The sequence below is a fragment of the Streptacidiphilus sp. BW17 genome (assembly GCF_041262485.1).
Classification (GTDB): Bacteria; Actinomycetota; Actinomycetes; order Streptomycetales; family Streptomycetaceae; genus Streptacidiphilus.
Genome location: NZ_JBGCCR010000020.1, coordinates 105,003 through 130,634 on the forward strand (window position 1 = coordinate 105,003; position 25,632 = coordinate 130,634).

Annotated in this window: 29 protein-coding genes; 18 read left to right on the plus strand and 11 right to left on the minus strand. The window is 71.4% G+C overall.

Annotated elements, in window-relative coordinates; genetic code table 11:
* Window positions 1-15: 15 nt before the first annotated feature.
* On the minus strand, window positions 16-474 hold the full coding sequence (locus ABH940_RS23630) for a hypothetical protein (RefSeq protein ID WP_370067455.1): 459 nt from the start codon (window positions 472-474) through the stop codon (window positions 16-18).
* Between the two features lie 141 nt (window positions 475-615).
* On the opposite strand from ABH940_RS23630, the gene ABH940_RS23635 reads away from it, so the two are divergent.
* The 3 genes from ABH940_RS23635 (at window position 616) to ABH940_RS23645 (ending at window position 3,184) form a co-directional block, all read left to right on the plus strand.
* Window positions 616-1,545 (plus strand): proline dehydrogenase family protein, encoded by a 930-nt coding sequence (locus ABH940_RS23635; protein ID WP_370067457.1) that lies wholly within the window; start codon window positions 616-618, stop codon window positions 1,543-1,545.
* Window positions 1,546-1,656: 111 nt separating this feature from the next.
* Entirely contained in the window at window positions 1,657-2,466 is an 810-nt protein-coding gene (gene proC, locus ABH940_RS23640; protein WP_370067459.1) for a pyrroline-5-carboxylate reductase, read from the plus strand.
* 25 nt (window positions 2,467-2,491) lie between these two features.
* On the plus strand, window positions 2,492-3,184 hold the full coding sequence (locus ABH940_RS23645; protein ID WP_370106123.1) for an HAD family hydrolase: 693 nt from the start codon (window positions 2,492-2,494) through the stop codon (window positions 3,182-3,184).
* Between the two features lie 98 nt (window positions 3,185-3,282).
* Here the strand turns inward: ABH940_RS23645 and ABH940_RS23650 are convergent, their stop codons facing one another.
* The gene (locus ABH940_RS23650) at window positions 3,283-4,683 is read right to left on the minus strand and encodes a hypothetical protein (protein WP_370106112.1); all 1,401 of its coding nucleotides are present in this window, start codon (window positions 4,681-4,683) and stop codon (window positions 3,283-3,285) included.
* Window positions 4,684-4,929: 246 nt separating this feature from the next.
* Here ABH940_RS23650 and ABH940_RS23655 point away from each other — a divergent pair, with 246 nt between their 5' ends.
* From ABH940_RS23655 to ABH940_RS23685, 7 genes are all read left to right on the plus strand, one after another.
* Entirely contained in the window at window positions 4,930-6,144 is a 1,215-nt protein-coding gene (locus tag ABH940_RS23655) for an MFS transporter (protein WP_370106113.1), read from the plus strand.
* Window positions 6,141-7,301 carry an acetoin utilization protein AcuC gene (locus ABH940_RS23660; protein ID WP_370067465.1) on the plus strand — a complete coding sequence of 387 codons (1,161 nt, stop codon included), beginning with the start codon at window positions 6,141-6,143 and terminating at the stop codon, window positions 7,299-7,301. The genes ABH940_RS23655 and ABH940_RS23660 overlap by 4 nt, the downstream gene beginning before the upstream one ends.
* A 21-nt stretch (window positions 7,302-7,322) precedes the next feature.
* Complete coding sequence (locus ABH940_RS23665) at window positions 7,323-8,165, plus strand: phosphatase (RefSeq protein WP_370106114.1); 843 nt, start codon at window positions 7,323-7,325, stop codon at window positions 8,163-8,165.
* A gap of 125 nt (window positions 8,166-8,290) precedes the next feature.
* The gene (locus tag ABH940_RS23670) at window positions 8,291-8,500 is read left to right on the plus strand and encodes a helix-turn-helix domain-containing protein (protein WP_037602249.1); all 210 of its coding nucleotides are present in this window, start codon (window positions 8,291-8,293) and stop codon (window positions 8,498-8,500) included.
* 206 nt (window positions 8,501-8,706) lie between these two features.
* On the plus strand, window positions 8,707-8,805 hold the full coding sequence (locus tag ABH940_RS23675; protein ID WP_003948845.1) for a 30S ribosomal protein bS22: 99 nt from the start codon (window positions 8,707-8,709) through the stop codon (window positions 8,803-8,805).
* 117 nt (window positions 8,806-8,922) lie between these two features.
* Entirely contained in the window at window positions 8,923-9,984 is a 1,062-nt protein-coding gene (locus tag ABH940_RS23680; protein WP_370067471.1) for an NAD-dependent epimerase/dehydratase family protein, read from the plus strand.
* Entirely contained in the window at window positions 9,981-11,057 is a 1,077-nt protein-coding gene (locus ABH940_RS23685; RefSeq protein WP_370067473.1) for a lysophospholipid acyltransferase family protein, read from the plus strand. The genes ABH940_RS23680 and ABH940_RS23685 overlap by 4 nt, the downstream gene beginning before the upstream one ends.
* A gap of 165 nt (window positions 11,058-11,222) precedes the next feature.
* Here the strand turns inward: ABH940_RS23685 and ABH940_RS23690 are convergent, their stop codons facing one another.
* The 3 genes from ABH940_RS23690 to ABH940_RS23700 form a co-directional block, all read right to left on the minus strand.
* On the minus strand, window positions 11,223-12,458 hold the full coding sequence (locus ABH940_RS23690) for a DUF5667 domain-containing protein (RefSeq protein ID WP_370106115.1): 1,236 nt from the start codon (window positions 12,456-12,458) through the stop codon (window positions 11,223-11,225).
* Window positions 12,459-12,615: 157 nt separating this feature from the next.
* The gene (locus tag ABH940_RS23695) at window positions 12,616-13,425 is read right to left on the minus strand and encodes an ECF subfamily RNA polymerase sigma factor, BldN family (RefSeq protein WP_370067477.1); all 810 of its coding nucleotides are present in this window, start codon (window positions 13,423-13,425) and stop codon (window positions 12,616-12,618) included.
* A gap of 400 nt (window positions 13,426-13,825) precedes the next feature.
* Complete coding sequence (locus ABH940_RS23700) at window positions 13,826-14,731, minus strand: HAD family hydrolase (RefSeq protein WP_370067479.1); 906 nt, start codon at window positions 14,729-14,731, stop codon at window positions 13,826-13,828.
* 85 nt (window positions 14,732-14,816) lie between these two features.
* Between ABH940_RS23700 and ABH940_RS23705 the strand changes: the two genes are divergently transcribed.
* From ABH940_RS23705 to hemB, 7 genes are all read left to right on the plus strand, one after another.
* Window positions 14,817-15,095, plus strand: a complete 279-nt coding sequence (locus ABH940_RS23705; protein WP_370067481.1) for a glutaredoxin family protein — start codon at window positions 14,817-14,819, stop codon at window positions 15,093-15,095.
* Window positions 15,096-15,284: 189 nt separating this feature from the next.
* Window positions 15,285-16,085: a PolC-type DNA polymerase III gene (locus ABH940_RS23710; RefSeq protein ID WP_370106116.1), complete on the plus strand. Its 801-nt coding sequence runs from the start codon at window positions 15,285-15,287 to the stop codon at window positions 16,083-16,085.
* A 107-nt stretch (window positions 16,086-16,192) separates the two neighbouring features.
* On the plus strand, window positions 16,193-17,116 hold the full coding sequence (locus tag ABH940_RS23715) for a redox-sensing transcriptional repressor Rex (RefSeq protein ID WP_370106117.1): 924 nt from the start codon (window positions 16,193-16,195) through the stop codon (window positions 17,114-17,116).
* Window positions 17,113-18,420, plus strand: coding sequence for a glutamyl-tRNA reductase (locus ABH940_RS23720; protein ID WP_370067487.1), 1,308 nt, complete (start codon window positions 17,113-17,115; stop codon window positions 18,418-18,420). Before ABH940_RS23715 ends, ABH940_RS23720 begins: the two co-directional genes overlap by 4 nt.
* Before the next feature lie 14 nt (window positions 18,421-18,434).
* Window positions 18,435-19,421 carry a hydroxymethylbilane synthase gene (gene hemC / locus ABH940_RS23725; protein WP_370106118.1) on the plus strand — a complete coding sequence of 329 codons (987 nt, stop codon included), beginning with the start codon at window positions 18,435-18,437 and terminating at the stop codon, window positions 19,419-19,421.
* On the plus strand, window positions 19,418-21,097 hold the full coding sequence (locus ABH940_RS23730; protein WP_370067491.1) for a uroporphyrinogen-III synthase: 1,680 nt from the start codon (window positions 19,418-19,420) through the stop codon (window positions 21,095-21,097). Before hemC ends, ABH940_RS23730 begins: the two co-directional genes overlap by 4 nt.
* Window positions 21,098-21,279: 182 nt before the next feature.
* The gene (hemB, locus tag ABH940_RS23735; RefSeq protein ID WP_370067493.1) at window positions 21,280-22,266 is read left to right on the plus strand and encodes a porphobilinogen synthase; all 987 of its coding nucleotides are present in this window, start codon (window positions 21,280-21,282) and stop codon (window positions 22,264-22,266) included.
* A gap of 101 nt (window positions 22,267-22,367) precedes the next feature.
* On the opposite strand, the gene ABH940_RS23740 is transcribed toward hemB, so the two are convergent.
* From ABH940_RS23740 to ABH940_RS23750, 3 genes are all read right to left on the minus strand, one after another.
* Entirely contained in the window at window positions 22,368-22,706 is a 339-nt protein-coding gene (locus tag ABH940_RS23740) for a rodlet layer protein (protein ID WP_370067495.1), read from the minus strand.
* A 54-nt stretch (window positions 22,707-22,760) separates the two neighbouring features.
* Window positions 22,761-23,099, minus strand: a complete 339-nt coding sequence (locus ABH940_RS23745; protein ID WP_370067497.1) for a rodlet layer protein — start codon at window positions 23,097-23,099, stop codon at window positions 22,761-22,763.
* A gap of 88 nt (window positions 23,100-23,187) precedes the next feature.
* Window positions 23,188-23,526 (minus strand): rodlet layer protein, encoded by a 339-nt coding sequence (locus tag ABH940_RS23750; RefSeq protein WP_370067499.1) that lies wholly within the window; start codon window positions 23,524-23,526, stop codon window positions 23,188-23,190.
* A 331-nt stretch (window positions 23,527-23,857) separates the two neighbouring features.
* Between ABH940_RS23750 and ABH940_RS23755 the strand changes: the two genes are divergently transcribed.
* Window positions 23,858-24,577, plus strand: a complete 720-nt coding sequence (locus ABH940_RS23755) for a hypothetical protein (RefSeq protein WP_370067501.1) — start codon at window positions 23,858-23,860, stop codon at window positions 24,575-24,577.
* A gap of 155 nt (window positions 24,578-24,732) precedes the next feature.
* Here the strand turns inward: ABH940_RS23755 and ABH940_RS23760 are convergent, their stop codons facing one another.
* From ABH940_RS23760 to ABH940_RS23770, 3 genes are all read right to left on the minus strand, one after another.
* Complete coding sequence (locus ABH940_RS23760) at window positions 24,733-25,113, minus strand: hypothetical protein (RefSeq protein ID WP_370106119.1); 381 nt, start codon at window positions 25,111-25,113, stop codon at window positions 24,733-24,735.
* Window positions 25,114-25,223: 110 nt separating this feature from the next.
* Window positions 25,224-25,472, minus strand: coding sequence for a chaplin (locus tag ABH940_RS23765; RefSeq protein WP_370067505.1), 249 nt, complete (start codon window positions 25,470-25,472; stop codon window positions 25,224-25,226).
* A 44-nt stretch (window positions 25,473-25,516) separates the two neighbouring features.
* A partial coding sequence (locus tag ABH940_RS23770) for a chaplin (protein ID WP_370106124.1) occupies window positions 25,517-25,632 on the minus strand: 116 nt, incomplete at its 5' end.

The window sequence follows — 25,632 nt, forward strand, 5'->3', positions numbered from 1 at the left end:
AATCTGACAAGATCGTCAGCTGCCGGAGGACTTTCGGCGGGCGCCGGCGACGCTGCTGACCACGCCGACTATGGCGTAGAGGATCGCCGCGTGCCACAGCCCCGTCAGGATGCTGCTCAGTATCCCGGCCGAGCTGAAGACGAACTCCGTCACCGCGTTGGTGACCCACAGCGCGCCCGCAGGGGCGAGCGCGGCCTCCCACGGGTGCTCCGCGGCCCAGCGCCGGATCCGGTGGTCCCCGCCCCGCTTGGTGAGCGCTGCGCCCGCGCCGCCGACCAGGAAGAAGAGGAACAAGCCGATGCTGGCCGGACCGGCCAGGATGCTCAGCGACCAGTGCAACGTGATCAGATCGACGGCCACGGCTGCACCGGCGCCGACCACGCCCACGGCAGCCGCCGTCTTCCAAGGACCGCGCGACGCCGAGGCGACAGCAAGAGTGCTGGACTCCCGCCGGTTGACCTCACTACTACTCATACGTCCACGGTGCGCCTCCGACGCCGCGGAAGCCATAGGGGACTTCCCTGAGTTTGCCCCTAGTCAGCCCGGAGGAGGCCCCAGCCAGGGCCGGGTGTCGTGGCCGGACAGGCCCCCACGACAAGCCCTAGCCTTGAGCCCATGCTGTCCCGTCGTGTTCTGTTCGCCGCCGCGCGGAGTCCGCAGGCGCAGCGGGCGCTGGTGGCCGCGCCCGGTGGGCGGGCCGTGGTGGAACGTTTCGTCGCGGGTGAGACCCGCGACGAGGCGGTGGCCGTGACCGACCGGCTGATCGCGCGTGGCCTGCGGGTCACGCTCGACCACCTCGGCGAGGACACCGTCGACGAGGACCACGCCGCAGCCGTCGCCGCCGAGTACACGGGCCTGCTGCGCGCCCTGGACGACGCCGGGCTGGCGCGGCGGGCGGAGGTCTCCGTCAAGCTCTCCGCGCTGGGCTCGGGCCTCGGTCGGGACGGAGCGGTGCTGGCGCGCGGACACGTCCGGGCGATCTGCGAGGCGGCCCAGGCCGCAGGCACCACGGTCACCCTGGACATGGAGGGCCACACCGCCACCGACCTCACCCTGGAGACCGCCGCCTCGCTGCGCGACGCGTTCCCGTGGCTGGGCGTGGTGCTCCAGACCTACCTGCGCCGGACCGAGTCGGACTGCCGCGACCTTCTCGGCGCGGACTCACGGGTGCGGCTGGTCAAGGGCGCGTACGCCGAGCCGGACTCGGTCGCGTACCGGGGGAAGGACGCGGTGGACCGCTCGTACGTGCGCTGCCTGCGGTTGTTGATGGAGGGTCAGGGCTACCCGATGGTGGCGACCCACGACCCCCGGCTGATCGAGATCGCCGGAGCCCTCGCCGTCCGCGCGGGGCGCCCGCAGGACCGCTACGAGTTCCAGATGCTCTACGGCATCCGCGAGGACGAGCAGCGTCGACTGGCCGGTGCGGGCGAGACCGTCCGGGTCTACGTCCCGTACGGCGTGGACTGGTACGCGTACTTCGTGCGCCGCCTGGCCGAGCGCCCCGCGAACCTGGCGTTCTTCGCCCGCGCGCTGGTCCGGGGCTGAACCGCTCAGGCAGCGCGGGCGACTCGGTGACCGTCACCCGATGACCGCCACTCGGTGACCGCCACTCGGACGCGTCCGCAGGACGCGGCGACCCGGTGCCACACTGGCTCCATGACGCAACGAGTCGCCGTCCTCGGTACCGGGAAGATCGGTGAGGCCCTGGTCTCCGGCCTGCTGCGGGCCGGAAAGGCGCCTGATGACGTCCTCGTCACCGCGCGCCGCCCCGAACGGGCGGCGGAGCTGCGCGAGCGCTACGGCGTGGAGCCGGTGACCAACGCGGAGGCGGTCAAGCTCGCCGACACGCTGATCCTCACGGTGAAGCCGCAGGACATGGGCACGCTGCTGGACGAGCTTGCCCCGGCGCTCCCGGCCGACCGGCTGGTGATCTCCGGCGCGGCGGGCATCCCGACCTCCTGGTTCGAGGAGCGGCTCGCCTCCGGCACGCCCGTGGTCCGCGTCATGACCAACACCCCGGTCCTGGTCGACGAGGCGATGAGCGTCATCTCCGCGGGCTCCCACGCCCGCGAGGAGCACCTGGTCCGCACCGAGGAGATCTTCAGCCAGGTCGGCAAGACGCTGCGCGTCCCGGAGAACCAGCAGGACGCGGCGACCGCGCTCTCCGGCTCCGGTCCGGCCTACTTCTTCTACCTGGTCGAGGCGATGACCGACGCGGGCATCCTGCTCGGCCTGCCGCGCGCGGTCGCGCACGACCTGATCGTCCAGGCGGCGGTGGGCGCGTCGGTCATGCTGCGCGACTCCGGCGAGCACCCGGTCAAGCTGCGCGAGGCAGTCACCTCCCCGGCCGGGACGACGATCGCCGCGATCCGCGAGCTGGAGAACCACGGCGTCCGCGCGGCCCTGCTGGGCGCGCTGGAGGCCGCCCGCAACCGCTCCCAGGAGCTGGCCTCCGGCGGGAAGTAGGGCGGGAAGTAGGGTTGACCGGGTGCTGCGCTACGACCTGGTGATCTTCGACAACGACGGCGTCCTGGTGGACAGTGAACCGCTCTCCAACCGACTGCTCGCCGACTACCTGACCGAACTCGGCTTCCCGACCACGATCGAGGACTCCTACCGCGACTTCATGGGCGCGGCGGCGCACACGGTCCACGACGTCATCGCCGACCGCTACGCGGGGGCAAAGCTCCCCGCGACCTTCGACGAGGACTTCCACGCGCGCGTCTTCGCGTCCTTCCGCGAGCGGCTGACGCCGGTGGCGGGCGCGCCGGAACTGCTGAAGTGGGTGCGCGAGCGGGGCATCCGCTACTGCGTGGCCTCCTCCGCGCACCACGAGTGGATCCGCACGGCTCACGCGGTGACCGGCCTGAGCCCGTTCTTCTCCGACGACGTGCTCTTCAGCGCCCAGGACGTGGGCCGCGGCAAGCCCGAACCCGACCTCTTCCTCCACGCGGCGGAGCGGATGGGCGTCGCCCCGGAGCGCTGCGTGGTCTTCGAGGACAGCCCCCTGGGTGTCGCGGCGGCACGGGCGGCAGGCATGGACGTCTACGGCTACGCCGCGCTGACGCCGCGGCAGCGACTGGGGGCGGCGACGGGGTTGATAGAGGACCTGCGTCAGGTTCCGGCACTGCTTGCACTTGCCAGGGGCGCGGGGAACTGCGCGACAAGCCACCCTGATCGGTAGAGCTCCGAAGGTTCAGGGCCATCCGCTCATCAGTGGTTGTTCGCGCAGTTCCCCGCGCCCCTGGATAGTGCAAGCGCGCCCTTTGCCTACGGTTCTGCTCAGTCCTCGATCGTGAACCTGCGCCCCCGGCAGGGGGTTCCGGGTGACTCCTCGATGCGGAAGGGCAGGGCCAGCCCCACGCTGTTCTCCGCGCGGACGCGCAGGCTCGGTTCCAGCGCTTCAGCGCTGTTGCCGACCGAGCCCAGCGGCGTCCCCGCCGCAACGTGCTGGCCGCGACGCGGCTGCACGCTGCCCTCGCGAAGGCCGCTGAGGACGATCACGCCGCGGTCGGTGCCGATGCGGACGTGGTTGCCGTCCGGGTGGTTGGCGGACGACACCTGCGGGGCGTGGTCGGGCAGGCCGTCGACGGCGGCCAGGACGACGCCGTCGACGGGGCACTGCACCGGGTGCCCGAAGATCGCGTACCGCTCGTTGGACGCGGGCGCGAGTCCGAGCGCGCGACGGCTGCGCCACTGCGGGCCGTCGCCGAGTTGGACCAGGTCCGCGGCGTAGCGGAGGGCGCGGTCGCCGCCCGGCTGGAGTGAAGCCTCCGCGTGGCGGTTGGTCGCCGGGCCGCCCGCCTCGGTGCAGACGAAGGTGCCGTCGCGCAGCGGCGACCGGAGCAGCAGCGGATGGGCCGTCGGCGCGCCCGGGACCGGGCGGGCCCGCTGCCGGGTCCAGGCCGTCAGGCCGACCACGCCCACGCAGAGGCCGATCTCCGGCAGCCCCGGCAGCCCCCACGGCAGGCCGAGGCCGAGGACCCGGGCGAGCGCCAGCAGGGTGATCACGATTGGCGCCGGTGCAAGCAGCCGAAACCACGGCGGCAGGGCGTGGGTGGGCGCGGTCCGCAGCACGTACCAGGCGAATGCGGGGGTCTGCGCCAGGATCAGCAGCCAGCCCGTCCCGGACCCGGTGATCCAAGGGAACGTCAGTTCTGCCGCGGTGGCGCCGGAGTAGGCGAGCACAGTGCGTTGCAGGGACACCGCAGCCGCCGACTTCGCCACCGGCGTCACCGTCAGAACCGGCACCGGCACCTCGACCGGCGCCTCAACCGCGACCGGCACCGGCGCCTCGACCGCGACCGGGACGGTCTCCTCCGCCGGGCGGCTCGGCGCGGGGACCGTGGTGGCGGCGTGGCGGGCCGTCAGCGCGCCGGGGCCGGTGACGAAGGAGACCAGCCGGCCATGCTCGTCCAGGCGGGCCCAGACCAGCTCCGAGCCGCCGCCGGCGAAGACGAGCAGGTGCAGGTCACGCCGCCGTCGCACGCTCCGCAGCTCGCCGTGACGCTCGCGCAGCCCGTCCAGCGTCTCCTGCAGCCGGTGCACCGGCACCCGTTGCAGCAGCCGCTCGCTGATCAGCATCGGCTCGACCAGGGGTGCCCCGAAGAGCGCGACAAGCGCCTGCGTGACCGGATCGGTCCCGCCGGACGCGCGGAGCCGCAGACGCGTACCCATTCCCATGGCCCCACGGTAGGGAACCGGAGCTCGGCAGCACGGGAACGACGTGGTCCGACGCGGGTTGCCTTTTGCGATCACTTTTCGGACGGGGGTTCCGCTCCCGCCCGCGAGTCCGTACGCTCACGCCAACCTGATCGGATACCGGCCGGTAGTAACCCGTTGCAGTACGGCAGAGCACGACCGAAGCGGACAAGCAACGTACGACAGCCCAGCGGATCGACACAGCGGACCAAGCAGAGGTGTTCCCGGATGACCACAGCAACACCCGAGATCACGCCGAGACTTCGGCAGGCCCGCACCTCCCTGCTGGTCAGCTACGCGGCCCAGGGCGCCGTCTTCGCGCTGCTGGTCACCCGCATCCCCGGGATCCAGCAGCAGTACGGCATCAGCGACGGCCTGTTGCCGGTCTTCCTCGCGGCGGTGCCGATCCTGGCCGGGGTCGGTTCCATCTCCCTGGAGTACGTGGTCAAGCGGACCTCACCGCGGGCCGTGCTGCGCGTCGTCCAGCCGATCGTCTGCCTGACCCTGCTCGGGGTCGGACTCGGCAACACGCTCTGGGAGGCCGCGCTCGCGCTGGCCGCCTTCGGGCTCGCGGTCGGCGGTCTGGACGCCAGCCAGGCGATGTCGGCGGTGGCCCTGCAGCACCGCTACGGCCGCAGCGTCATGCAGACCTTCTACGCCGCGTACAGCCTCGGCGGCATCCTCGGGGCCTCGCTGGCCTGGGCGCAGGTCCACTACAAGCTCAGCCTGCTGTCCATGTTCGGGACCGTCGGCGTCGTGGTCGCGGCGGTCGTGCTGATCGTCGGCCGCTGGTACGCGGGCCCGCAGGAGCTCGGCCACGCCGTCGAGGAGGCCGCGGCCGCCGCCGCCCGCTCGATCCCGTGGAAGCCGCTGCTGCCGCTCTGCCTGGCCATGTGCGCCGCCTACATCGGTGACGCGACCGTCTCCAACTGGGCCGCCAAGTACCTCCAGGAGGGCCTGCACAGCTCCGAGCAGATGACCACCGTGCCCTACAGCGCGTACATGGTCGTCATGCTGGTCGGTCGGCTGCTCGGCGACGCCCGGGTGCAGAGCTGGGGCAGCGTCAGGACCGTCCGGCTCGGTGCGGCGGTCTGCGCGGTCGGGTTCCTGCTGGTCTCGCTCTCGCCGACCTCGTGGGTGGCCGTCGCCGCGTTCGCCGTCGTCGGACTCGGCATCAGCGTGATCGTCCCGCAGGTCTTCGCGGCGGGCGGGCGGCTCTTCCCGAAGGACTCGGACGCGGCCGTGGCCCGGATCAACATCTTCAACTACGTCGGCTTCCTGGTCGGCGCCCCGCTGGTCGGCGGGTTGGCGGGGGCCATGGGCTACCGGATCGCGATGCTGGTGCCGATGGTGCTCATCCTCTCCGTCTTCCTGGTCAGCAGGTCCTTCGGTGCGGGTGCCGTGACGGGGGCGGAGGCCGGTGCCGATACCGTGACGGTATGACCGTTACGCGGCTCTACTGGGACGACGCCCTCACCAGGTACGACTTCGGACCGGGTCATCCGATGAACCCGGTCCGGCTGCGGCTGACCTGGGACCTGGTCCGCGCCTTCGGGCTGGACCGGCTGCCCGACGTCGAGGTCCTCGCCGCGCCGTCGGCGGGGGACTCCACGCTGAGCCTGGTCCACGAGCCCGGCTACGTCACCGCCGTCGAGGCGGTCGCCGAGACCGGCATCCCCAACCCGGCGCGTGGCCTCGGCACCGAGGACAACCCCGCCTTTCCCGCCATCCACGAGGCCTCCGCGCTGATCGCGGGTCAGTCGGTCGCGGCGGCCGAGGCGGTGTGGCGCGACGGCGGCCACGCGGTCAACTTCGCGGGCGGCCTGCACCACGCGATGCCCGGCCAGGCGTCGGGCTTCTGCATCTACAACGACGCCGCTCTGGCCGTCGCCCGCCTGCTGGAGCTCGGTGCGGAACGGGTGGTGTACGTCGACGTCGACGTCCACCACGGGGACGGCGTCGAGAAGATCTTCTGGAACGACCCGCGCGTCCTCACCATCTCCCTCCACGAGCACCCGCGCACGCTCTTCCCGCAGACCGGCTGGCCGGAGGAGATCGGCGGCGCGGCCGGTACGGCGGTCAACGTGGCGCTGCCCGCCGGGACCGGTGACTCGGGCTGGCTCCGCGCGTACCACGCGATCGTGCCGCAGCTGGTCGAGGCCTTCCGGCCGCAGGCGCTGGTCACCCAGCACGGCGCGGACACGCACATCGAGGACCCGCTCGCCCACCTCGCCGTCAGCGTGGACGCGCAGCGCGCGCTGATGGTCGCGGCGGCGGAGCTGGCGTCCGCGCATGCGGACGACCGCTGGATCGCCCTGGGCGGCGGCGGGTACGCGGTCGTCGACGTGGTCCCGCGCTCCTGGACCCACCTCGTCGCGATCGCCGCCGGGCAGCCGATCGACCCGGCGGCGGAGACTCCAACCTCCTGGCGCGAGGAGGTCCGGACCCTGACGCGGTCGCACGCACCGGAGCGGATGAGCGACGGTTTCGCCGCGACGTGGAAGGACTTCGACGCGGGGTACGACCCGGCGGACCGGGTGGATCAGGCGATCATCGCTACGCGCAAGGCGGTTTTTCCCCACCACGGGTTGTTGCTTTAGCAACGTCCGAAAGAGGCTGCCGTGACTGTCCCCAGAGAAGACCTCGTCGCGCATCTCCTCAAAACCCGCCTCGCCGGCTATGTCGGCACCCTGCGCGAGAGCAACCTGCGGAGTTACTCCCGCTTCGCGCGGGGGGACGCCGACGCGCTGTTCGGGCTCGATCCGGACACAGCTTGGAGCAAGGACGAGGTGCTCGCGCTGATGGCGCGGCGTTGTGGGGTCAATCCCGACCCCGGGTACCTGCACGGGCCGGACACCATCGACCCCGAGCTGACCGCCGACGCGCTCGACCGGCTCGCTGTCGTGCTCCGGGAGACCGCCGACGCGCGCGGCAGCGTCCTGCTGGGGACCGGGCATCCGCCCCACCTGGCGGGGATGTACGCCGCGTTCGGGCGGGCGTTGCGCGCTGCCGGGTGCGACCTGCGTACGCCCGCGTGCGGGCGGAGCTTTGCGATGCACTTCGCCGAGGGCCCGCGCCGCTGCGCCCTTGACTACCGGGAGCACGTCGGCGTGCTGAGGGTGTATGAAGAGAGCGCGTCAAGCAAGGAGCAGGACCGCCGTCCCTCCCTGGGCGACCCCGTCCACACGCACTCGCCGCAGCCGGTGCGGATCGCCCTCGCGGCCCTGGCCGAGGAGGGCGAGAGCCTGCCTGACCTGGTGCTCGGCGACCACGGGTGGGCCTGCGGCGCGGGTCGGCTGGGGGTCCGTGCGGTCGGCTTCGCCGACAGCAACGACCCGGCCGTCTTCGTCGCGGAGGCGACCGGACTGGTCGCCGTGACGATCCCGCTCGACGACGGCCTGCGCTCCGACTGCTACAGACAGCTGACTGCCTACGTACTGCAACTGGCCGGTATGTCTCAGTAATGAGAGGCCGGTTCTCCCTCTTCCCACCCGTACCACCCGCAACTACTCTGGGGATACGCGTGTGCTGGCTGGAGTCACCGGAGGGGAAGCCGGTGCCCGTCACACGGAGAAGGTTCGGTGTTGTCATGGCGTCTGGAGAGCGGCCTCTGAACGAGGTCAACTTCCTCACCGTGGCGGAAGTCGCCTCGGTGATGCGAGTGTCGAAGATGACCGTGTACCGCCTGGTGCACAGCAGTGAGTTGCCCGCGATTCGTGTGGGTCGCTCGTTCCGTGTACCCGAGCAAGCGGTGCACGACTACCTCCGCGACTCCTACGTGGGACGGGAGACCGCGTAGCCGGGTGGGTAGCACGACTGAACAGCACATGAACGGCGCGACAGAACAGCACAGGTAGCGGCACAAGTGCACAACCATCCGGCCCGGCGTCGCGCACGCCGGGCCGGATTACGTTTCACGCGCCGACTTGGGTAGTCTGTTGGCCTACATCAGTCGTTTGGACCCTGTTGCCCGCACTCGCGGGTGTCCAGTGAGTGAGGTTGTCAATGGGTTCCGTCATTAAGAAGCGTCGCAAGCGTATGGCCAAGAAGAAGCACCGCAAGCTTCTCAAGCGCACGCGCGTTCAGCGTCGTAACAAGAAGTAACACCACGCGGCACTGCCGATGGTGTCCAGCCGCCCGCACCGACGTTAGTGTCTGGTGCGGGCGGCTTTTTGTCTTCTGCCGACCTCTGCACCGAGTGCATCGAGAAGGGCTGTCGTCGTGGGGAACGTCGTGCTCGTCACCGGGGTCGGCCGGCATCTGGGGAGCCGGTTCGCGCGGGTGATCAGAGACCAGCCCGGTGTCGACCACGTCGTCGGCGTCGACGTGCAGCCGGCCCCGGAGGGGGAGCCGGAGGGCCACGCCCCCTACACCTTCGTCGGCGCGGACATCCGCAGGCCGGTGGTGGCCCGGGTGATGGCCGAGCACGGCGTCACCACCGTGGTGCATCTCAACGTCAGCACCACGACGCTCGGTTCGACCAGCCGTGGCGTGGTCAAGGAGACCAACGTCATCGGCACCATGCAGCTGCTCGCCGCGGTGCAGAAGGCCCCGAGCGTCAAACGGCTGGTGGTGAAGTCGACCACGAGCGTCTACGGCTCCGCGCCGCGCGACCCGGCCGTCTTCCACGAGCTGATGCAGCCCAAGGTGCTGCCCACCGGCGGCTTCGCCAAGGACGCGGTCGAGGTCGAGGGCTACGTCCGCGGCTTCGGACGGCGGCGTCCGGACGTCGCCGTCAGCGTGCTGCGCTTCGCCAACATCATCGGCCCGGACGCGGACACACCGCTCAGCGAGTACTTCGGACTGCCGGTGCTGCCCACGGTGCTCGGCTTCGACCCGCGGCTCCAGTTCATCCACGAGGACGACGCGGTCGAGGTGTTGCGGCTGGCAGCGTCGGAGCCGCGGCGCGGCACGACCACCAGCGGCACGTTCAACGTCGCGGGGGAGGGCGTGATGGTGCTCTCCCAGGTCGCGCGGAGGCTGGGCAAACCGACCGTCCCGATGCTGCTGCAGGCCGTCAGCTGGGTGGCCGGACTGGCCCGGCAGACGCGGCTGTTGGACTTCTCGCCGGAGCAGTTGCGGTTGCTGACGCACGGTCGGGTCGTCGACACCACCATGCTGCGTGAGACCTTCGGTTACACCCCGGCCTACACCACCGAGCAGGCCCTGGCCGACCTGGCCAAGGCGCAGCGGCCCGGTCTGCTCGCGCCGGAGCGGATCGCCGACTGGACCGACCGGGCGGCGGAGTTGCTGCCGTCCACCAGCACGAGGAGCGAGGGATGAGCCGGGCCAGGGAACGGGCGTGGCGCGAGGAGCGCGAGGCCAAGGTCATCCCCATCCACCAGCGACGCGGCGCGCCCGCGGCGCAGCCGCCGGTCGAGAAGCCGGATCCGGAGGCTGCGGCTGACTTTGCGGGCTCGACGGGCGGCGGGCTCGCCGACGCGGTCGCGGAGTCGGTCGCGCAGGCGGTCGGCGGCGCGCTGGCCGGGCCGCTGGGCGGAGCGATCGGCAAGGTCTTCGGCGACGGTTGGGAGCAGCGCGCGGCGAACGGCCTGGGCTTTCTGCGGCGACGGCTCACCGGCGACTACGAGGTCGACGAGTTCGGCTTCGACGCGGAGCTGACGGAGCAGGTGCTGTTGTCGCTGGCGCGACCGCTCGCGGAGAAGTACTTCCGCCTGGAGGTGCGCGGCGCGGAGAACCTCCCGACGGAGGGCGGCGCGCTGGTCGTCGCCAACCACTCGGGCGTGCTGCCGCTGGACGCGATCATCACCCAGATCGCGATCCACGACCACGCCGGACGGCATCTGCGGATGCTCGCCGCGGACCTGGTCTTCGTCCTGCCCGGCGTCAACGAGATCGCCCGCAAGGCGGGGCACACCCTCGCCTGCAACGAGGACGCGCAACGCCTGCTGGAGAACGGTGAGATCGTCGGAGTCTGGCCGGAGGGCTTCAAGGGCATCGGCAAGCCCTTCGCCGACCGGTACAAGCTGCAGCGGTTCGGGCGCGGCGGCTTCGTCTCGTCGGCGCTGCGGGCCGGAGTGCCGATCGTGCCGTGCTCGATCGTGGGCGCGGAGGAGACCTATCCGATGATCGGCAACGCGAAGACGCTGGCGCGCCTTCTGGGCCTGCCGTACGTGCCGATCACGCCGACCTTCCCCTGGCTCGGCCCGCTGGGCGCGGTGCCGCTGCCGACGAAGTGGGTCATCCAGTTCGGCAAGCCCATCCCGACGGACGCGTACCCGCCGGAGGCGGCGGACGACCCGATGCTCATGTTCAACCTGACGGACCAGGTACGCGAGACGATCCAGCACACGCTCTACCGCATGCTGGTGCAGCGGCGGTCGGTGTTCTTCTAGACAAGGCAAGAGGGACGCTGCACTTACCCCAGGGGCGCGGGGAACCGCGCGACAAGCCACCGCGTGTGGTGTGTCGCCGAACGAGCAGGGCCATCCGCATGTCGGTGGTTGCTCGCGCAGTTCCCCGCGCCCCTTGGTAGTGCGACGTCCCTCTGTCTGACGGGCTCAGCTCCCGCCGGAGAGGCCGATGCCGATCGTCGGGAGGAGGCCAGGGACCAGCGGAGGGACCGTCAGGCCACCGTTGCCGCCCGCGCCGCCGCCGCTGCTCGACGACGTGCCGGCGTCGCCCGCGTTGCCCGTCGGAGACGGCGTCGCCGTGGTCGACGCGGCGGAGCCGCCGTTGCCGAGGACGCCGGTGAGGCCGCCGACGAGGGTGCCCGTGCCGGAGGTCGTCGCGCCGCTCGGGGTCGCGGACGCGCTGCCTCCGCCCGTGGCGCCCTGCATCGTGCCCGTGCCCGACGTGGTGCCGCCGGAAGGCTGCTGCTGCGACTGGGACGTGTTGCCGCTCGCAGAGGGGGAGGTCGAGCTGTCACGGGGGCCGCTGGAGGCGGAACCGCTGCCCGACGTGGGCGGCAGCAGCGGGGTGACCTCTGCGTCTATCCCCGAGAGCAGGCTGCGCACCTGCGTGGCCACCGGGTCCAGCTGGCCCGGGAGCCGGGGCTCGATGGTGTTGAGAGCCTTGCTCTGCGTCGCCGCGAAACCGGCCAACTGCCGGAGCGGGGCCAGCGAGTGGCTGTTCCGGTAGATCGCGTTGAGCAGGTCGCGACCGCGCTTGCCCTCGACGTTCATGTCCGTGAGGGCGCGGTTGACGTCCTCGATGGTCTGCGGGCTGAGGCTGTGTCCGTCCGAGCGGCTCATCAGCGCCCGGGCCTCGGTCATGCGGGTGGACGCCTCGTCCAGCAGCAGCCTGCCGCGTTGCGCGTCGGAGCCCGCGAGGTTGAGCCGCCAGTCCTCCAGGCCGCGCTTCATGCCGTAGAGCACGTCGCCCGGCAGGGCCTTGGAGCTGGCGACCGCGACGCCGCCCAGGGTGCCCAGGGCCATCATGGACGCCAGGCCGCCGACGGCGAGACGCCGACCCCAGCGGGCGGACGGCCAGGCCACCGCGGGCGTGCGCATGGCGCGGTGCGAACCACGCCGACTCCGCTGCTCGGGAACGACCGCGGCTCCGCCCCCATCGGCGAAGGTGCGTTCGAACTCGGCTACCAGTAGGGCTCGTTGGGTCAGGCGCACCTCGGGGTCGAGGCTGGGCCCGGGGACGGAGGCCAACGAGGCCACCGTGGCGAGCAGATGATCGTACTGACCATCGCCGTCAGGGTTTTCCTCGTCGAACCGGGCCTCGCGAGCGTCCACGGCGTCGGCGAAGGCTCTCGCCCGGCGGAATTCCAGCACGTTGGCTGTCATGGGCAGCACCTCCTCTCGGCGTTGTCGACTACTCGGCCCGCCGGTTGGTTGCTCCATTCCGCCACGGACCACCCGTTCGAGTGAAGCTGACCCCCGGATCGGGTCTTGCATCCTGCGCAACGAGTGGGGAAGTGCGTGGTTACGCGACCTGCCCGGATCAGCGCGCGTCGCTCGGCAGCAGTCGAGCGAGAGTGCGCACAGCACGGTACTGGAGGGTCTTGATCGCACCCTCGTTCTTGCCCATGATCCGGGCGGTCTCGGCCACCGAGAGGCCCTGCAGGAAACGGAGCGTCACGCACTCCTGCTGCTGCGGGTTGAGTCGCCGGACGGCCTCCAGCAGCGCCGCGTTGGAGAGCGACTCCAGCACGGAGTCCTCCGGGCTGGGCTCGACCTGGTTGGAGTCGAGCATCTCGCCGGTGGTGACCTCCAGCCGGAACCGGCTGGACTTGAAGTGGTCGGCGACCAGGTTCCTCGCGATGGTGACCAGCCAGGCGCCGAAGTCCCGGCCCTGCCAGGTGAACGTGCCGATCCGGCGCAGTGCGCGCAGGAAGGTCTCACTGGTGAGGTCCTCGGCCGTGGCCCGGCCGCCGACCCGGTAGTAGATGTACCGGTAGACCGTGTCCGAGTAGTGGTCGTAGAGCTGCCCGAAGGCCTCGCCGTCGCCGTCCTGGGCGCGCTCGACCAGCGCCATCATGGGATTGCCCGCCGGGCTCTCCCAGCTGGTCGTGGCACGGTCCGCACCGCCGCCGGTGCCGGCGCCGCTGCCTCCCGCCGCGCCGCGGCCACGGGGCGACGTCGTCCGGGTGCGCAGGACGACGGGCGCCGCGGGCGCGGCGACTGGGACCGCTCCGCCGCTGCCCGCGAGCGCGTACGCAGGGGAGTACGCAGGCGTCGGGTGCAGCTGTTCCTGATGGAGCAGACTGCGCAGCAGGGTCAGGCCGTCGTCGTTCCGGACGTGTGGGTACACGGGACTCCCAGGGCAGGACTGTGACGTGCAGGGGGTGGGGACCGCTGGACGAGGATAACGCTTCGTGCAACAACAGCTACACCCAGTTGCCAAATTCACCGCTTCAGTCACTTCTGTTGCCACCCGGTGGCAGAATGTGACCGACTATGCCTCGGTCAGTTGGCGGGCCGTTGGGCAGAGTTGACCCTCAGCAGCCGTGTGCTGACTGCATTCCGGGGTGTTCGACGGCGCGTTCCCGGGTGCGCACGCCGGAAACTCCGAGCAACTGCGCGAGCAGCAACTGATCAGAAGCGGTCATTCGGTGAAGGCCCCGCGATGCGGGGAGAAGCAGGCCGTGACGGCCCGTGGGAAGCCCGGGGAGGGGCGGAAAAGCGCGCGCGGCGTCAGTGCGCCCGGCGTGTCAGTGCTGCCGGTTGCGGTAGATGGCCACGGCCGCCGCCGTGCCGCCTGCTGCGGCGCCGAGCCCGGCCGCGGCCGGGATGCCGACCTTGGCGGCCTTGCGTCCGGTGCGGAAGTCACGGACCCGCCAGCCGTTGCGGCGGGCGTGGCGGCGCAACTCGGCGTCCGGGTTGATCACGTACGGGTAGCCGACCAGGGAGAGCATCGGGATGTCGTTGGCCGAGTCGCTGTACGCGGCGCAGCGCGACAGCTCCAGGCCCTCGCGCGCGGCGAGCGACTTGACCGCCGCCGCCTTGGCCGGCCCGTGCAGCGGCTCGCCGACGAGGCGACCGGTGTAGACGCCGTCCAGCGTCTCGGCGACGGTGCCGAGGGCGCCGGTCATGCCGAGGCGGGCGGCGATCACTCGCGCCGCCTCCTGCGGTGCGGCCGTCACCAGCCAGACCCGCTGGCCCGCCTCCAGGTGCATCTGCACCAGGGCGCGGGTGCCGGGCCAGATCTTCTCGGCCATGTACTCGTCGAAGACGTCCTCGCAGATCGCCTCGAGGTCGGCGGCGCGGTGGCCCTGGACGATGGAGAGCGCGCTCTCCTTGGCATCGGCCATGTGCCCGGCGTTCTCCGCGCCGTGCAGCCGGAAGTACGCCTGCTGCCAGGCGAAGCGGGCCAGTTCGCGGGAGCTGAAGAACTTGCGCTTGTAGAGGCCTCGGCCCAGGTAGAAGATGGCCGCGCCCTGCATGATCGTGTTGTCGCAGTCGAAGAAGGCGCCCGCGTGGGGATCGACCGACGGCTCGTCGGTCTCCTCCGAGTACCGCTCGTGCAGGTCCTGGTCCTTCGCGGCGGCGTCCGCGGACGCTTCGCCCGCGAGTCGCGTGGAGCCGTTCCGCTCCTGGGTGTTCCGCTGCCTGGCCATGCGGCGAGCATAGCCAGACGGAGGCCCGAACCTCGTATCCGCAGCGTGGAGACGCCGTTAACTCTGTGTGGTCCAGAATGTGCCCATGGCCCCTCTTCTCCCGCGACGCAGCACGAAGCAACCTTCCGACCACGTGGTGACGCTGATCGGCAAGCCCGACTGCCATCTCTGCGAGGACGCGGAGGCGGTGATCGACGCACTGGCGGCGGAGTTGGGCTTCGCGGTGGAGAAGTTGAGCATCAACGACGACAAGGAGCTGTTCCGGAAGTACTGGGAGCAGATTCCGGTGACGCTCATCGACGGCAACCAGCACGACTTCTGGAAGGTCGACCCGAAGCGACTGCGCACTGCGCTCGGTGCGTAGGCCTCCGTCCTGCGTCCTCTGTGATCCGTCCTCCGTCCTCCGTCCGCGGTCGGGTGCGGGTTGCAACTTGGTCTCGGGATGGAAGATTTGTCTGGTTTGTCGGGTTGTAAAGCCTAAAAGCATGCCGTTGGTGCGCTTACCATCGAGGAGTTTTGTGCCGCGGGGGGCAGGACCGAGAAGGAGCCCCACGTGCCGTCGCCGCAGTTGCCGACTTCCCGGGGGCTCGCCGTCGTGGACGTCGAGGCGAGCGGGCGCAGTCCGTGGCGTCACCGGGTCGTCGAGATCGGCGTGGTCCTGCTCGGCTACCCCCTGCTCCGCGTCGAAGCGGAGTTCAGCACCCTCGTAGACCCGGGCGGGCCGGTCGGGCCCACCTCCGTGCACCGGATCGTGCAGGAGGAGGTCGTCGGGGCGCCCGTCTTCCGGGAGATCGCACCGCATCTGGCGGATCTGCTGCGGGGCCGCGTGCTCGTCGGGCACCACGTCCGGTGTGATCACGGCTTCCTTGCACGCGAGTTCGCGCGGATCGGCGTCCAGCTGCCGGACCTGCCGACGCTCTGCACGATGGCGCTGGCCGAGCGCGCACTCGGTGACGCGCTCGCCGAGCACGGCCGTGGTCTCGAGGCCTGCGCCGGCGCGCTCGGGCTGCCGGAGTTCGACGCACACACCGCGTTGGGCGACGCCCGCGCCACGGCCGCACTGCTCCGGAGGCTGCTCGCCACCCCGACCGGCAACGCCGAGCCGATGCGTGCGCTGGTCGACACGGCACAGGCCGCGGCGTGGCCGAAGCTGCACCACCGTGCCGCCCCGCTTCACACCCAGAATCGCTCCCTCGCACCCGGGTCGACTGGCCTCCGCAGCAGTGCTCGCAGCAGCACCCGCACGGCTACTCGCGCCGCCGTCGGCGGTCGGCGCTCCGCGTACGGCGTACCGTGCGCCGTACCGTACGGCGTCCCCGCTGTCCCTTCCGTGGTCACGGGGGAAATGGCGTGATGCGCATCACTCCTGGTGGACAAATCGGACACCATCTTTGTGCACGCGTTCACAAACGCATAGCCTGGCAGGCGCAGTCGAAGCCCAGCTTCACCAACAGGAGCACCGTGGCAACTGGCCGAACCACCCAGAACAACCCGAACCCCGCCGGCGGCGGCGCCCGCCGCAGCCGTGGTCGGGGCATCCCCGACGCGACGGTCGCCAGGCTGCCGCTGTACCTCCGTGCGCTCACCGCACTGTCCGAGCGCTCGGTGCCGACCGTCTCCTCCGAGGAGCTCGCCGCAGCGGCCGGGGTCAACTCCGCGAAGCTGCGCAAGGACTTCTCCTACCTCGGCTCCTACGGGACCCGCGGCGTCGGCTACGACGTGGAGTACCTCGTCTACCAGATCTCCCGCGAGCTGGGCCTGACCCAGGACTGGCCCGTGGTCATCGTCGGCATCGGAAACCTCGGCCACGCCCTCGCCAACTACGGTGGTTTCGCCTCCCGCGGCTTCCGCGTCGCCGCGCTCCTCGACGCCGATGCGGCGCTCACCGGCCAGCTGGTCGCGGGGCTGCCGGTCCGGCACACCGACGAGCTGGAGGAGATCATCCGCTCCGAGCGGGTCTCCATCGGCGTGATCACCACGCCACCCGGCGCGGCGCAGCAGGTCTGCGACCGCCTGGTCGCGGCCGGGGTGACCAGCATCCTCAACTTCGCGCCCACCGTGCTGTCCGTGCCGGACGGGGTGGACGTGCGCAAGGTCGACCTCTCCATCGAGCTGCAGATCCTCGCCTTCCACGAGCAGCGCAAGGCGGGCGACGACCTGCCCGACGACGACGCCGCGGCCCCGTTCGGGCGTGGCCGGCGTGACGAGCGCAACGAACGTGACGAGCGCAACGAACGTGACGAGCGCGACGCCCGGGACGGGGCCGAAGAAGCACCCTCCGCCTCGTCCGCCGCAGTAGTCTCGCGGCCGGGACATGTCGGCCGTGCCGGCCGCGTGGACCGCACGGACGTGGCGCCGCAGAAGTTCGAGGAGGCAGCCGGATGAGCCTGCTTGTCGTGGGCCTGAGCCACCGCAGCGCACCGGTCCAGCTGTTGGAGCGCGCCGCGCTGACCGACCACCAGCCCTCCCGGCTGCTGCACGCCGCGGCCGCGGCCGCGCCGGTCGGCGAGGCCGCGCTGGTCAACACCTGCAACCGGATCGAGCTCTACGCGGACGTGGACAAGTTCCACGCCGGTGTCGAGAACCTCTCCACGCTGCTGGCCGATCACTCCGGCGTCGGACTGGAGGAGCTGACCCCGCACCTCTACGTGCACTACGAGGACCGGGCCGTCCACCACCTCTTCTCGGTGGCCTGCGGGCTGGACTCGATGGTCGTCGGCGAGGGCCAGATCCTGGGCCAGCTGCGCGACGCGCTGAACACCGCGCAGGACCAGCACACCGCCGGGCGCTCGCTCAACGAGCTGTTCCAGCAGGCGCTGCGGGTCGGCAAGCGCGCCCACAGCGAGACCGCGATCGACAAGGCCGGCCAGACCCTGGTCACCTTCGGCCTGCAGCAGATCGCCGAGGTCTGCGGCCCGGTCGAGGGCAAGCGGGCGCTGGTCGTCGGCGCCGGGTCGATGAGCTCGCTGGCCGCGGCCACCCTGGTCCGCGAGGGCACCGGCGAACTGGTCGTCGCCAACCGGACCCTGGCCAAGGCCGAACGCCTCGCCGCGCAACTGGGCGGCACGGCCGTGCCGTTCAGCGAGGTCGGGGCCGCGCTGGCCGAGGCCGACCTGGTCATCTCCTGTACCGGGGCGGCCGGGATCGTGCTGACCGCCGAGATGGTCGAGACCGCCGCCGAGAAGCGCAGTGCCTTCGCCCCGCCGCTCGCCCTGCTCGACCTGGCCATGCCGCGCGACGTCGACATCGCCGCCCAGGCGCTGTCCGGCGTCCACCTGGTCGACATCGAGTCGCTGGCCACCGCGGCCCAGCACACCAGCTCCGGCGCGCTCGACGTGGACGCGGTCCGCCGTATCGTGACCGACGAGGTCGAGGCCTTCGGTACCGCGCAGCGGGCCGCGGCGATCACGCCGACCGTGGTGGCGCTCCGGGCGATGGCCAGCGAGTTGGTCAACGCCGAGCTGGAGCGGCTCGACGGCCGCCTCCCCGGGCTGGACGAGCGCACCCGCGCCGAGCTCCAGCAGACCGTTCGCCGTGTGGTGGACAAGCTGCTGCACCAGCCCACCGTCCGCGTCAAGCAGCTCGCGGGCGAGCCCGGCGGTGCCTCCTACGCGGAGGCGCTGCGCGAGCTGTTCGACCTTGATCCCATGGCCGTTGAGGCCGTCAGTACCACCAGGATGATCTCATGACGGGTCAGACGAGCATGACCACACCCCCCGCGGAAGGTGCCGCGGCCGAGCTCCCTCCGCTCCGGCTCGGCACCCGGCGCAGCGCTCTGGCGATGGCGCAGTCCGGCATGATCGCCGACGCCGTCGGCCGACTGACCGGCCGTCAGGTCGAGCTGGTGGAGATCACCACCTACGGCGACGTCTCCCGCGAGGCGCTCGCGCAGATCGGCGGGACCGGCGTCTTCGTCTCCGCGCTGCGCGACGCGCTGCTGGCCGGGACGATCGACTTCGCCGTCCACTCGCTCAAGGACCTCCCCACCGCGGCCCCCGAGGGCTTGGTGCTGGCCGCCGTCCCGCTCCGCGAGGACCCGCGTGACGCGCTGGTCGCCCGCGACGGGCTGACGCTGACGGAGCTGCTGGAGAAGGGCGCGCACACCCGCCCGGCCCGGATAGGCACCGGCTCCCCCCGTCGACTCGCCCAACTCAACGCGTGGGCCAGGTCGCAGGGCCTGCCCGTGGAGACGGTCGCGATCCGCGGCAACGTCGACACCCGGATCGGCTACGTCCGCTCCGGCGAGCTCGACGGCGTGCTGCTGGCGGCAGCCGGCCTCAACCGCCTCGGCCGCCTCGGCGAGGCCACCCAGATCCTCGACGCCGAGCTGATGCTCCCGGCTCCCGGCCAGGGCGCGCTCGCCGTCGAGTGCGCCGCCGGCAACACCGAGCTGGCCCGCGCCCTGTCCGGCCTCGACGACGCGCCCACCCGCACCGCCGTCACCGCCGAACGCGCCCTGCTGGCCGCCCTGGAGGCGGGCTGCTCCGCGCCGGTCGGCGCGCTTGCCCTGCCTTGCCGGGGCGAGTCCGACGAGATTGAACTGCGTGCCCTCGTCGGCACGGTCGACGGTGCCACCGTCGTGCAGATGTCCGCCACCGGCCATGACGCCGCGGACGAGCTTGGACGCGGCCTCGCCGCGCGCATGCTCGCCGCCGGTGCGGCCGGTCTGATGGGGGAGCGAGCCAAGTGAGCCCCACGAGTCCAGACACGCCGCGCCGTCCCGTCGGGCAGGTGACCTTCCTGGGCGCGGGCCCGGGTGACCCGGGCCTGCTGACGCTGCGTGCCGTCGAGGTGCTGACCTCCGCCGACGTGCTGGTGGCCGACCCGATGACCTCGGACGCGGTGCGCGCCTACTGCCCAGAGCACGTCGAGGTGCACCACGCCGCCGACCCGTCCGACGCCTTCGTCCTCGACGAGGGCGGCGTGCTGGGCAGCGACGGCGGCGAGTCCGTCTCGCGCTTCTTCGGCGCGGTGCGCAACGGCAAGCACGTGGTCCGCACCGTCGACGGCGACCCCGGCCTGGACGGCCGCGCCGCCGAGGAGATGCTGGCCTGCGCCCAGGCGCACGTCCCGTTCCAGGTCGTGCCCGGCGTCGCCCAGTCCGTGGGCGTGCCCGCCTACGCGGGTGTCCCGCTGCGCGCGGGCATGCAGGGCGCGGACGTCCGTTTCGTCGACGCCGGCCACGTGCTACCGGAGGCGGTCTGGGGCGACCTCGGCTCCTGCGAGTCGACCCTGGTCGTGCGCACCCTGCTGGGCTCGATCCCGAGCTCCGCGCAGACCCTGGTCGCCCACGGCCGGAAGCCCGACACCCGGGTCTCCGTCACGCTGGAGGGCACCACGACCCGTCAGCGCACCTACTGCGGCACGCTGGGCACGATCGCGGCCGAGCTCAAGTCGGCCCGGGTGCTGCCCTCGCCGGTCTCCGCGCCGGTCGACCCCGCGAGCAACGTCATAGTCGTGATCGGCGAGCAGGTCGAGCACCGGGCCACGCTGTCCTGGTTCGAGACCAAGCCGCTCTTCGGCTGGAACATCCTCGTCCCGCGCACCAAGGACCAGGCGGGCGCGCTCAGCGACCAGCTGCGGACCTACGGCGCGGTGCCGAGCGAGGTCCCGACCATCGCCGTCGAGCCGCCGCGCACTCCGCAGCAGATGGAGCGCGCGATCAAGGGCCTGGTCACCGGCCGCTACGAGTGGATCGCCTTCACCTCGGTCAACGCGGTCAAGGCGGTGCGCGAGAAGTTCGAGGAGTACGGGCTGGACGCCCGTGCCTTCGCGGGCATCAAGGTCGCCGCCGTCGGCGAGACCACGGCCCAGGCGTTGATCGACTTCGGCGTCAAGCCGGACCTGGTCCCCAGCGGCGAGCAGAGCGCCGCCGGTCTGCTGGACGACTGGCCGCCCTACGACCCGGTCTTCGACCCGATCGACCGGGTGCTGCTGCCGCGCGCGGACATCGCGACGGAGACGCTGGTCGCGGGCCTGGTCGAGCTGGGCTGGGAGGTCGACGACGTCACCGCCTACCGCACGGTCCGGGCTGCGCCCCCGCCGGCGGAGACCCGCGAGGCGATCAAGGGCGGCGGCTTCGACGCGGTCATCTTCACGTCGTCCTCGACGGTCCGGAACCTGGTCGGCATCGCGGGCAAGCCGCACAACGTCACCGTGATCGCCTGCATCGGCCCCGCGACCGCCAAGACGGCGGAGGAGCACGGCCTCCGCGTGGACGTGCTGGCCCCCGCCCCGTCGGTTCACGCGCTGGCGGAGGCGCTCGCCGAGTTCGGCGCGGCGCGGCGCGACGCCGCGATGGAGGCGGGCGAGCCGGTCTACCGCCCTTCCGAGCGACGCCCGGGTTCACGTCGTAAGGCACGGTAAGTTGCACTATTAGGGGCGCGGGGAACTGCGCGACAAGCCACCCACGCAGCTGGCAGGCCGAACGAGCAGGGCCATCCGCGCAGGGTGGTTTCTCGCGCCCACTCGGCGGAGCCGCATATCAGCAGAGCCCCGCGGCCCTGGGTGTTTGCAACTGACCATCTTGCAAAAGGAGTTCGCAGCACATGGGTATCGAGAGTCCGTACATCCGCCCCCGGCGGCTGCGTGCCACCCCCGCCGTCCGTCGGCTCGTCGCCGAGACGCGCCTGCACCCGGCGGAGCTGATCCTGCCGATGTTCGTGCGGGAGGGGCTCAGCGAGCCGGTGCCGGTCGCCTCGATGCCGGGAGTCGTCCAGCACACCCGGGACACCCTGCGGAAGGCCGCCGTCGAGGCCGCCGCCGCCGGGATCGGCGGAATCATGCTCTTCGGCGTGCCCGAGGTGCAGGACGCCGTCGGTTCCGAGGGCACCAACCCCGACGGGATCCTGCAGCAGGCGATCCGTGACGTCGTCGCCGAGGTCGGGGACCAGGTCGTGATCATGTCCGACCTGTGCCTGGACGAGTACACCGACCACGGCCACTGCGGCGTCCTCGCCGCGGACGGCAGCGTCGACAACGACGCGACCCTGCTCCGCTACGCCGAGATGGCCCGGGTGCAGGCCGACGCGGGCGTCCACATGGTCGGCCCCTCCGGGATGATGGACGGTCAGGTCGCGGTGATCCGCGAGGCGTTGGACGAGGCCGGACACCAGGACGTGTCGATCCTCGCCTACACCGCCAAGTACGCCTCGGCGTTCTTCGGCCCGTTCCGCGAGGCGGTCGGCTCGTCGCTCAAGGGCGACCGCAAGAGCTACCAGCAGGACCCGGCCAACGCCCGCGAGTCGCTGCGCGAGCTGGAGTTGGACGTCGCCGAGGGCGCGGACCTGGTGATGGTCAAGCCGGCGATGGCCTACCTGGACGTGCTGCGCGAGATCGCGGACCACAGCCCGGTGCCGGTCGCTGCGTACCAGGTCTCCGGCGAGTACGCGATGGTCGAGGCCGCCGCCGCGAACGGCTGGATCGACCGGGACCGCATGGTCATGGAGACGCTGACCTCCATCCGCCGCGCGGGCGCGGAGCAGATCCTGACCTACTGGGCCGTCGAGGCCGCCCAGCACCTCCGCAACAGCTGAGCCCTCGTCACCACCGCACGACCGCACGACCGCGGCCCCGGGAGTCGGAAGGACTCCCGGGGCCGCAGCCGTGGAAACTGGAGGGACAGGATCGGCGGTGATCAGCCGATCAGGTGCGACGCGGCGGCGTCGCCGTCGGTCTGCGTCGGCTGGCCGACGTTGCAGATCTGGTGCTCCTGCTGGTTGAGAACCGGCACGTCGGCCTGGACCGGGATGAGGCCCACCTGGACGTGGTGGATCTCCGGCAGGCAGATGTTCGGGTTGTCCAGGAAGTGGTAGTTGGGGCTGTCGTTGCCCCACGTCCCGGTGATGTTGGTGCCGCCGGCGCCCTGGGAGGAGACGGCGGAGCCGTCCGCGTCACCGATGGCGGAGGCGGGGGTGGCCGTGGCAGCCAGCGCGGCAGCCGCGAGGCCGGTGTAGGCGAGAGCCTTCTTCAGCATGGGGTCAGTCTCGTTTCTCTACTCGATGGAGCTCGGTGGTGCGGTTCGGCTGGATCAGCCGATGAGGTGGCTCAGCGGGGCGTCACCCGTGGTCTGGGTGGTCTGGCCCACGTTGCAGATCTGGTGGCTCTGCTGGTTGAGGACCGGCACGTCGACCTGGACCGGGATGAGGCCGACCTGGACGTGGTGGACCTCGGGCAGGCAGATGTTGGCGTTGTCGGCCGCGTGGTAGTCGGGGCTGCCGTTGCCCCAGGTACCGGTGACGTCGGTGCCGCCGGCACCCTGGGTCGACATCGCCATGCCGTCGCTGTCGCCGATGGCGAAGGACGGGGCGGCGGTGACGGCGAGCGCGGCGGCGGCCAGGCCGGCGGCGGCCAGGGACTTCTTGATCACGGGATTGCTCCTGGTGGGTTGGGATGCGCCGCGGCACCGGGGTCAGTACCGGTCACTGCGGGGCGGAACTGGAACGCGGAGGGACAGCTCAGCCGATCAGGTGCGACAGCGGGGCGTCGCCGTCGGTCTGCGTGGCCTGTCCGATGTTGCAGATCTGGTGCTCCTGCTGGTTCCCGATCGGGACATCGGCCTGGACCGGGATGAGGCCCACCTGGACGTGGTGGATCTCCGGCAGGCAGATGTTCGGGTTGTCCAGGAAGTGGTAGTTCGGGCTGTCATCGCCCCAGGTGCCGGTGACGTTCGTGCCACCGGGGCCCTGCACCGAGCTGGCCATGCCGTCCGAGTTGCCGAGGGCCATCGCGGGGGTAACGGACGCCGCGATCGCAGCGGCGGCGAAACCGACACCGGCAAGGGACTTCTTGAGCATTGCTGCGCGCCTTTCTGAGCACCTGTCAATTCATTGAGCTGGCACACAAATCAACGAAACCTGAAGCCCGTGGTTGCGCCTCCGAACGGGCGAATCCCTCCTCGTCGCTGTGAGGACCGGGGTAGCTCGAAAGGCGGAACTGGGATCGCGCGGGAGCGAATGCGCACCCGCGTAATGGGCCGGACGAGTGGATTTCGCACGGGCCTTGCCGCACCCGGCTGTTGAATCGACCTCATCCCATGCCTCGAACCGGGCCCGCTTCCGTCGGTCATCGGAAATCCGTCCAGCAACCCGTCCGGGCAAGAGTGTTCGGACAGGAATGAGTGTCACGATGAACAAGTCCCTCCGCGGTACGGCGGTCGCCCTCGCGGCGTGCGCGGCGCCGGTCCTGGCCGCGGTGAACGCCACCGGCGCGCAGGCGGCGGCGCAGCTCACGCCCCAGCAGCAGGAGGCGCTGGAGCAGTCCGCCGCGCGCATGCAGGTGCCCTTCGCCGTCCCGCTGGGCCCGCTGGTGCAGCATGTGACGGGCAACCACTCGGACAGCGGTGTCGAGGGCACGATCCCGGCTCTGCCCCTGCAGCCGCCGGCGATGAGCGGCAACCACAACCAGCTGATCCCCGACCCGCTGGTTCCGCAGCTGAGCTCCGCGCCGCAGACGCCGTCCCTCGACGCCGTCGCGCCGATGCCGTCCCTGGACGGCACGGTCCACGACGGCGGCGCGAGCCTGGCGTTGCCGGCCGCCCCGACGAAGGCGCTGGGCGCCGCGCTGGGCCTGGGCCACCCGGTCACCTACCAGGGCCGCGCCATCCCGTCCGCGCTGGACGCGCCGTCGCGCGTGGAGGCTGCGCAGGCGGAGCAGCAGAGTGCGCTGCCGCAGTTGCCGCAGGTCGACCTCTCCCGCCTGCAGCCGGCGATCACCGAGCCGAGCCTCTCCAGCGCGCCCGGCGGCCAGCTGTCGCTGGACCAGCGCACGCCCGACGCCAACGTCGTCAAGCCGGTCCAGGACATCGTCGCCGACGCGCAGGGCACGCTGAACCGCGCGCGCTTCTAGGCACTCGGGTGACCAGGGGTGCGGGGAACTGCGCGAGTAACCACCCTGTGCGGATGGCCCTGCTCGTTCGGCGAGTCACCACTTCGGGTGGCTTGTCGCGCAGTTCCCCGCACCCCTGAACAGTGCAACGTCATCGCTTGCAGAGGCGCTTCGTCTCAGCCCGGGAGGAGATTCGCGGCTCCGCCGACCAGCGGCAGGCTGCTCAGGCCGCCGCCGTTGCTGAGGCCGCTGGTGACCGGCTTGGTGGAGACCGGGCCCGCGCCGGGGGAGTCGGGCTGGAGGGCGACGGCGTTGTTCAGCGGGTCCGCGGAGGAGTTGGCCAGCGGGTCGAGGCGGAAGTCCTTCGCCGGAGCGACGATGTAGGGGACCGCGCCGGTCAGGCCCGCCACCGCCGGGCCGATGGACGTCGGCTGCAGCTCCGCGGAGGGGCGCGCGCCGCTCGCTGTGGTGAGGGCGGCAGCGGGGGTCGCCGCCGCGATGCCCGCGGCGCCGAGCAGGATCGTGGTCAGTGCCGCAGTACGGGCGGTCTTACGCATCGGACTCTCCGAGGTTGTTCACGAACACACGAACAGGGCTGGAACGGACACCGCCGTCCCCCCGCGCGCGCGGCGCAGGGGGACGGCGGCAGCGGTCTGCTGGGTGAGGGTCAGCAGCCGGGCTGGTTCACGCACGTGTTGCCGAAGGCCGGGTTCAGCGCACCGATCACGTTGATCGAGTTGCCGCACAGGTTGATCGGAATGTGCACCGGGACCTGCACGAGGTTGCCGGACAGGAAGCCGGGGGAGTTGGCGGCGATGCCGTTCGCGTTGGCGTCGGCAGCGGCGGCGCCGGCGGCGCCCGTCAGCAGGCCCACCGTCGCGAGAGACACGGCAGCGGCGGTCTTGAACTTGCGCACGATCAATCTCCTACGGGTCAGGCTGATCGGTGGTGATCAGCAGGTCAGCTGTTGTTCACGCAGGCGTTGCCGAAGGCCGGGTTCAGCGCACCGATCACGTTGATCGAGTTGCCGCACAGGTTGATCGGAATGTGCACCGGGACCTGCACGAGGTTGCCGG

Bases quoted from the DNA above. Each gene is read 5' to 3' on its own strand.
- proC (WP_370067459.1), top strand. From the start codon at position 1,657: ATGACGCAACGAGTCGCCGTCCTCGGTACCGGGAAGATCGGTGAGGCC.
- ABH940_RS23650 (WP_370106112.1), bottom strand. From the start codon at position 4,683: ATGGGAATGGGTACGCGTCTGCGGCTCCGCGCGTCCGGCGGGACCGAT.
- ABH940_RS23630 (WP_370067455.1), bottom strand. From the start codon at position 474: ATGAGTAGTAGTGAGGTCAACCGGCGGGAGTCCAGCACTCTTGCTGTC.
- ABH940_RS23635 (WP_370067457.1), top strand. From the start codon at position 616: ATGCTGTCCCGTCGTGTTCTGTTCGCCGCCGCGCGGAGTCCGCAGGCG.
- ABH940_RS23670 (WP_037602249.1), top strand. From the start codon at position 8,291: ATGGCGTCTGGAGAGCGGCCTCTGAACGAGGTCAACTTCCTCACCGTG.
- hemC (WP_370106118.1), top strand. From the start codon at position 18,435: ATGACCACACCCCCCGCGGAAGGTGCCGCGGCCGAGCTCCCTCCGCTC.
- ABH940_RS23720 (WP_370067487.1), top strand. From the start codon at position 17,113: ATGAGCCTGCTTGTCGTGGGCCTGAGCCACCGCAGCGCACCGGTCCAG.
- ABH940_RS23755 (WP_370067501.1), top strand. From the start codon at position 23,858: ATGAACAAGTCCCTCCGCGGTACGGCGGTCGCCCTCGCGGCGTGCGCG.
- ABH940_RS23750 (WP_370067499.1), bottom strand. From the start codon at position 23,526: ATGCTCAAGAAGTCCCTTGCCGGTGTCGGTTTCGCCGCCGCTGCGATC.
- ABH940_RS23675 (WP_003948845.1), top strand. From the start codon at position 8,707: ATGGGTTCCGTCATTAAGAAGCGTCGCAAGCGTATGGCCAAGAAGAAG.
- ABH940_RS23705 (WP_370067481.1), top strand. From the start codon at position 14,817: ATGGCCCCTCTTCTCCCGCGACGCAGCACGAAGCAACCTTCCGACCAC.
- ABH940_RS23700 (WP_370067479.1), bottom strand. From the start codon at position 14,731: ATGGCCAGGCAGCGGAACACCCAGGAGCGGAACGGCTCCACGCGACTC.
- ABH940_RS23760 (WP_370106119.1), bottom strand. From the start codon at position 25,113: ATGCGTAAGACCGCCCGTACTGCGGCACTGACCACGATCCTGCTCGGC.
- ABH940_RS23685 (WP_370067473.1), top strand. From the start codon at position 9,981: ATGAGCCGGGCCAGGGAACGGGCGTGGCGCGAGGAGCGCGAGGCCAAG.
- ABH940_RS23740 (WP_370067495.1), bottom strand. From the start codon at position 22,706: ATGCTGAAGAAGGCTCTCGCCTACACCGGCCTCGCGGCTGCCGCGCTG.
- ABH940_RS23690 (WP_370106115.1), bottom strand. From the start codon at position 12,458: ATGACAGCCAACGTGCTGGAATTCCGCCGGGCGAGAGCCTTCGCCGAC.
- hemB (WP_370067493.1), top strand. From the start codon at position 21,280: ATGGGTATCGAGAGTCCGTACATCCGCCCCCGGCGGCTGCGTGCCACC.
- ABH940_RS23655 (WP_370106113.1), top strand. From the start codon at position 4,930: ATGACCACAGCAACACCCGAGATCACGCCGAGACTTCGGCAGGCCCGC.
- ABH940_RS23660 (WP_370067465.1), top strand. From the start codon at position 6,141: ATGACCGTTACGCGGCTCTACTGGGACGACGCCCTCACCAGGTACGAC.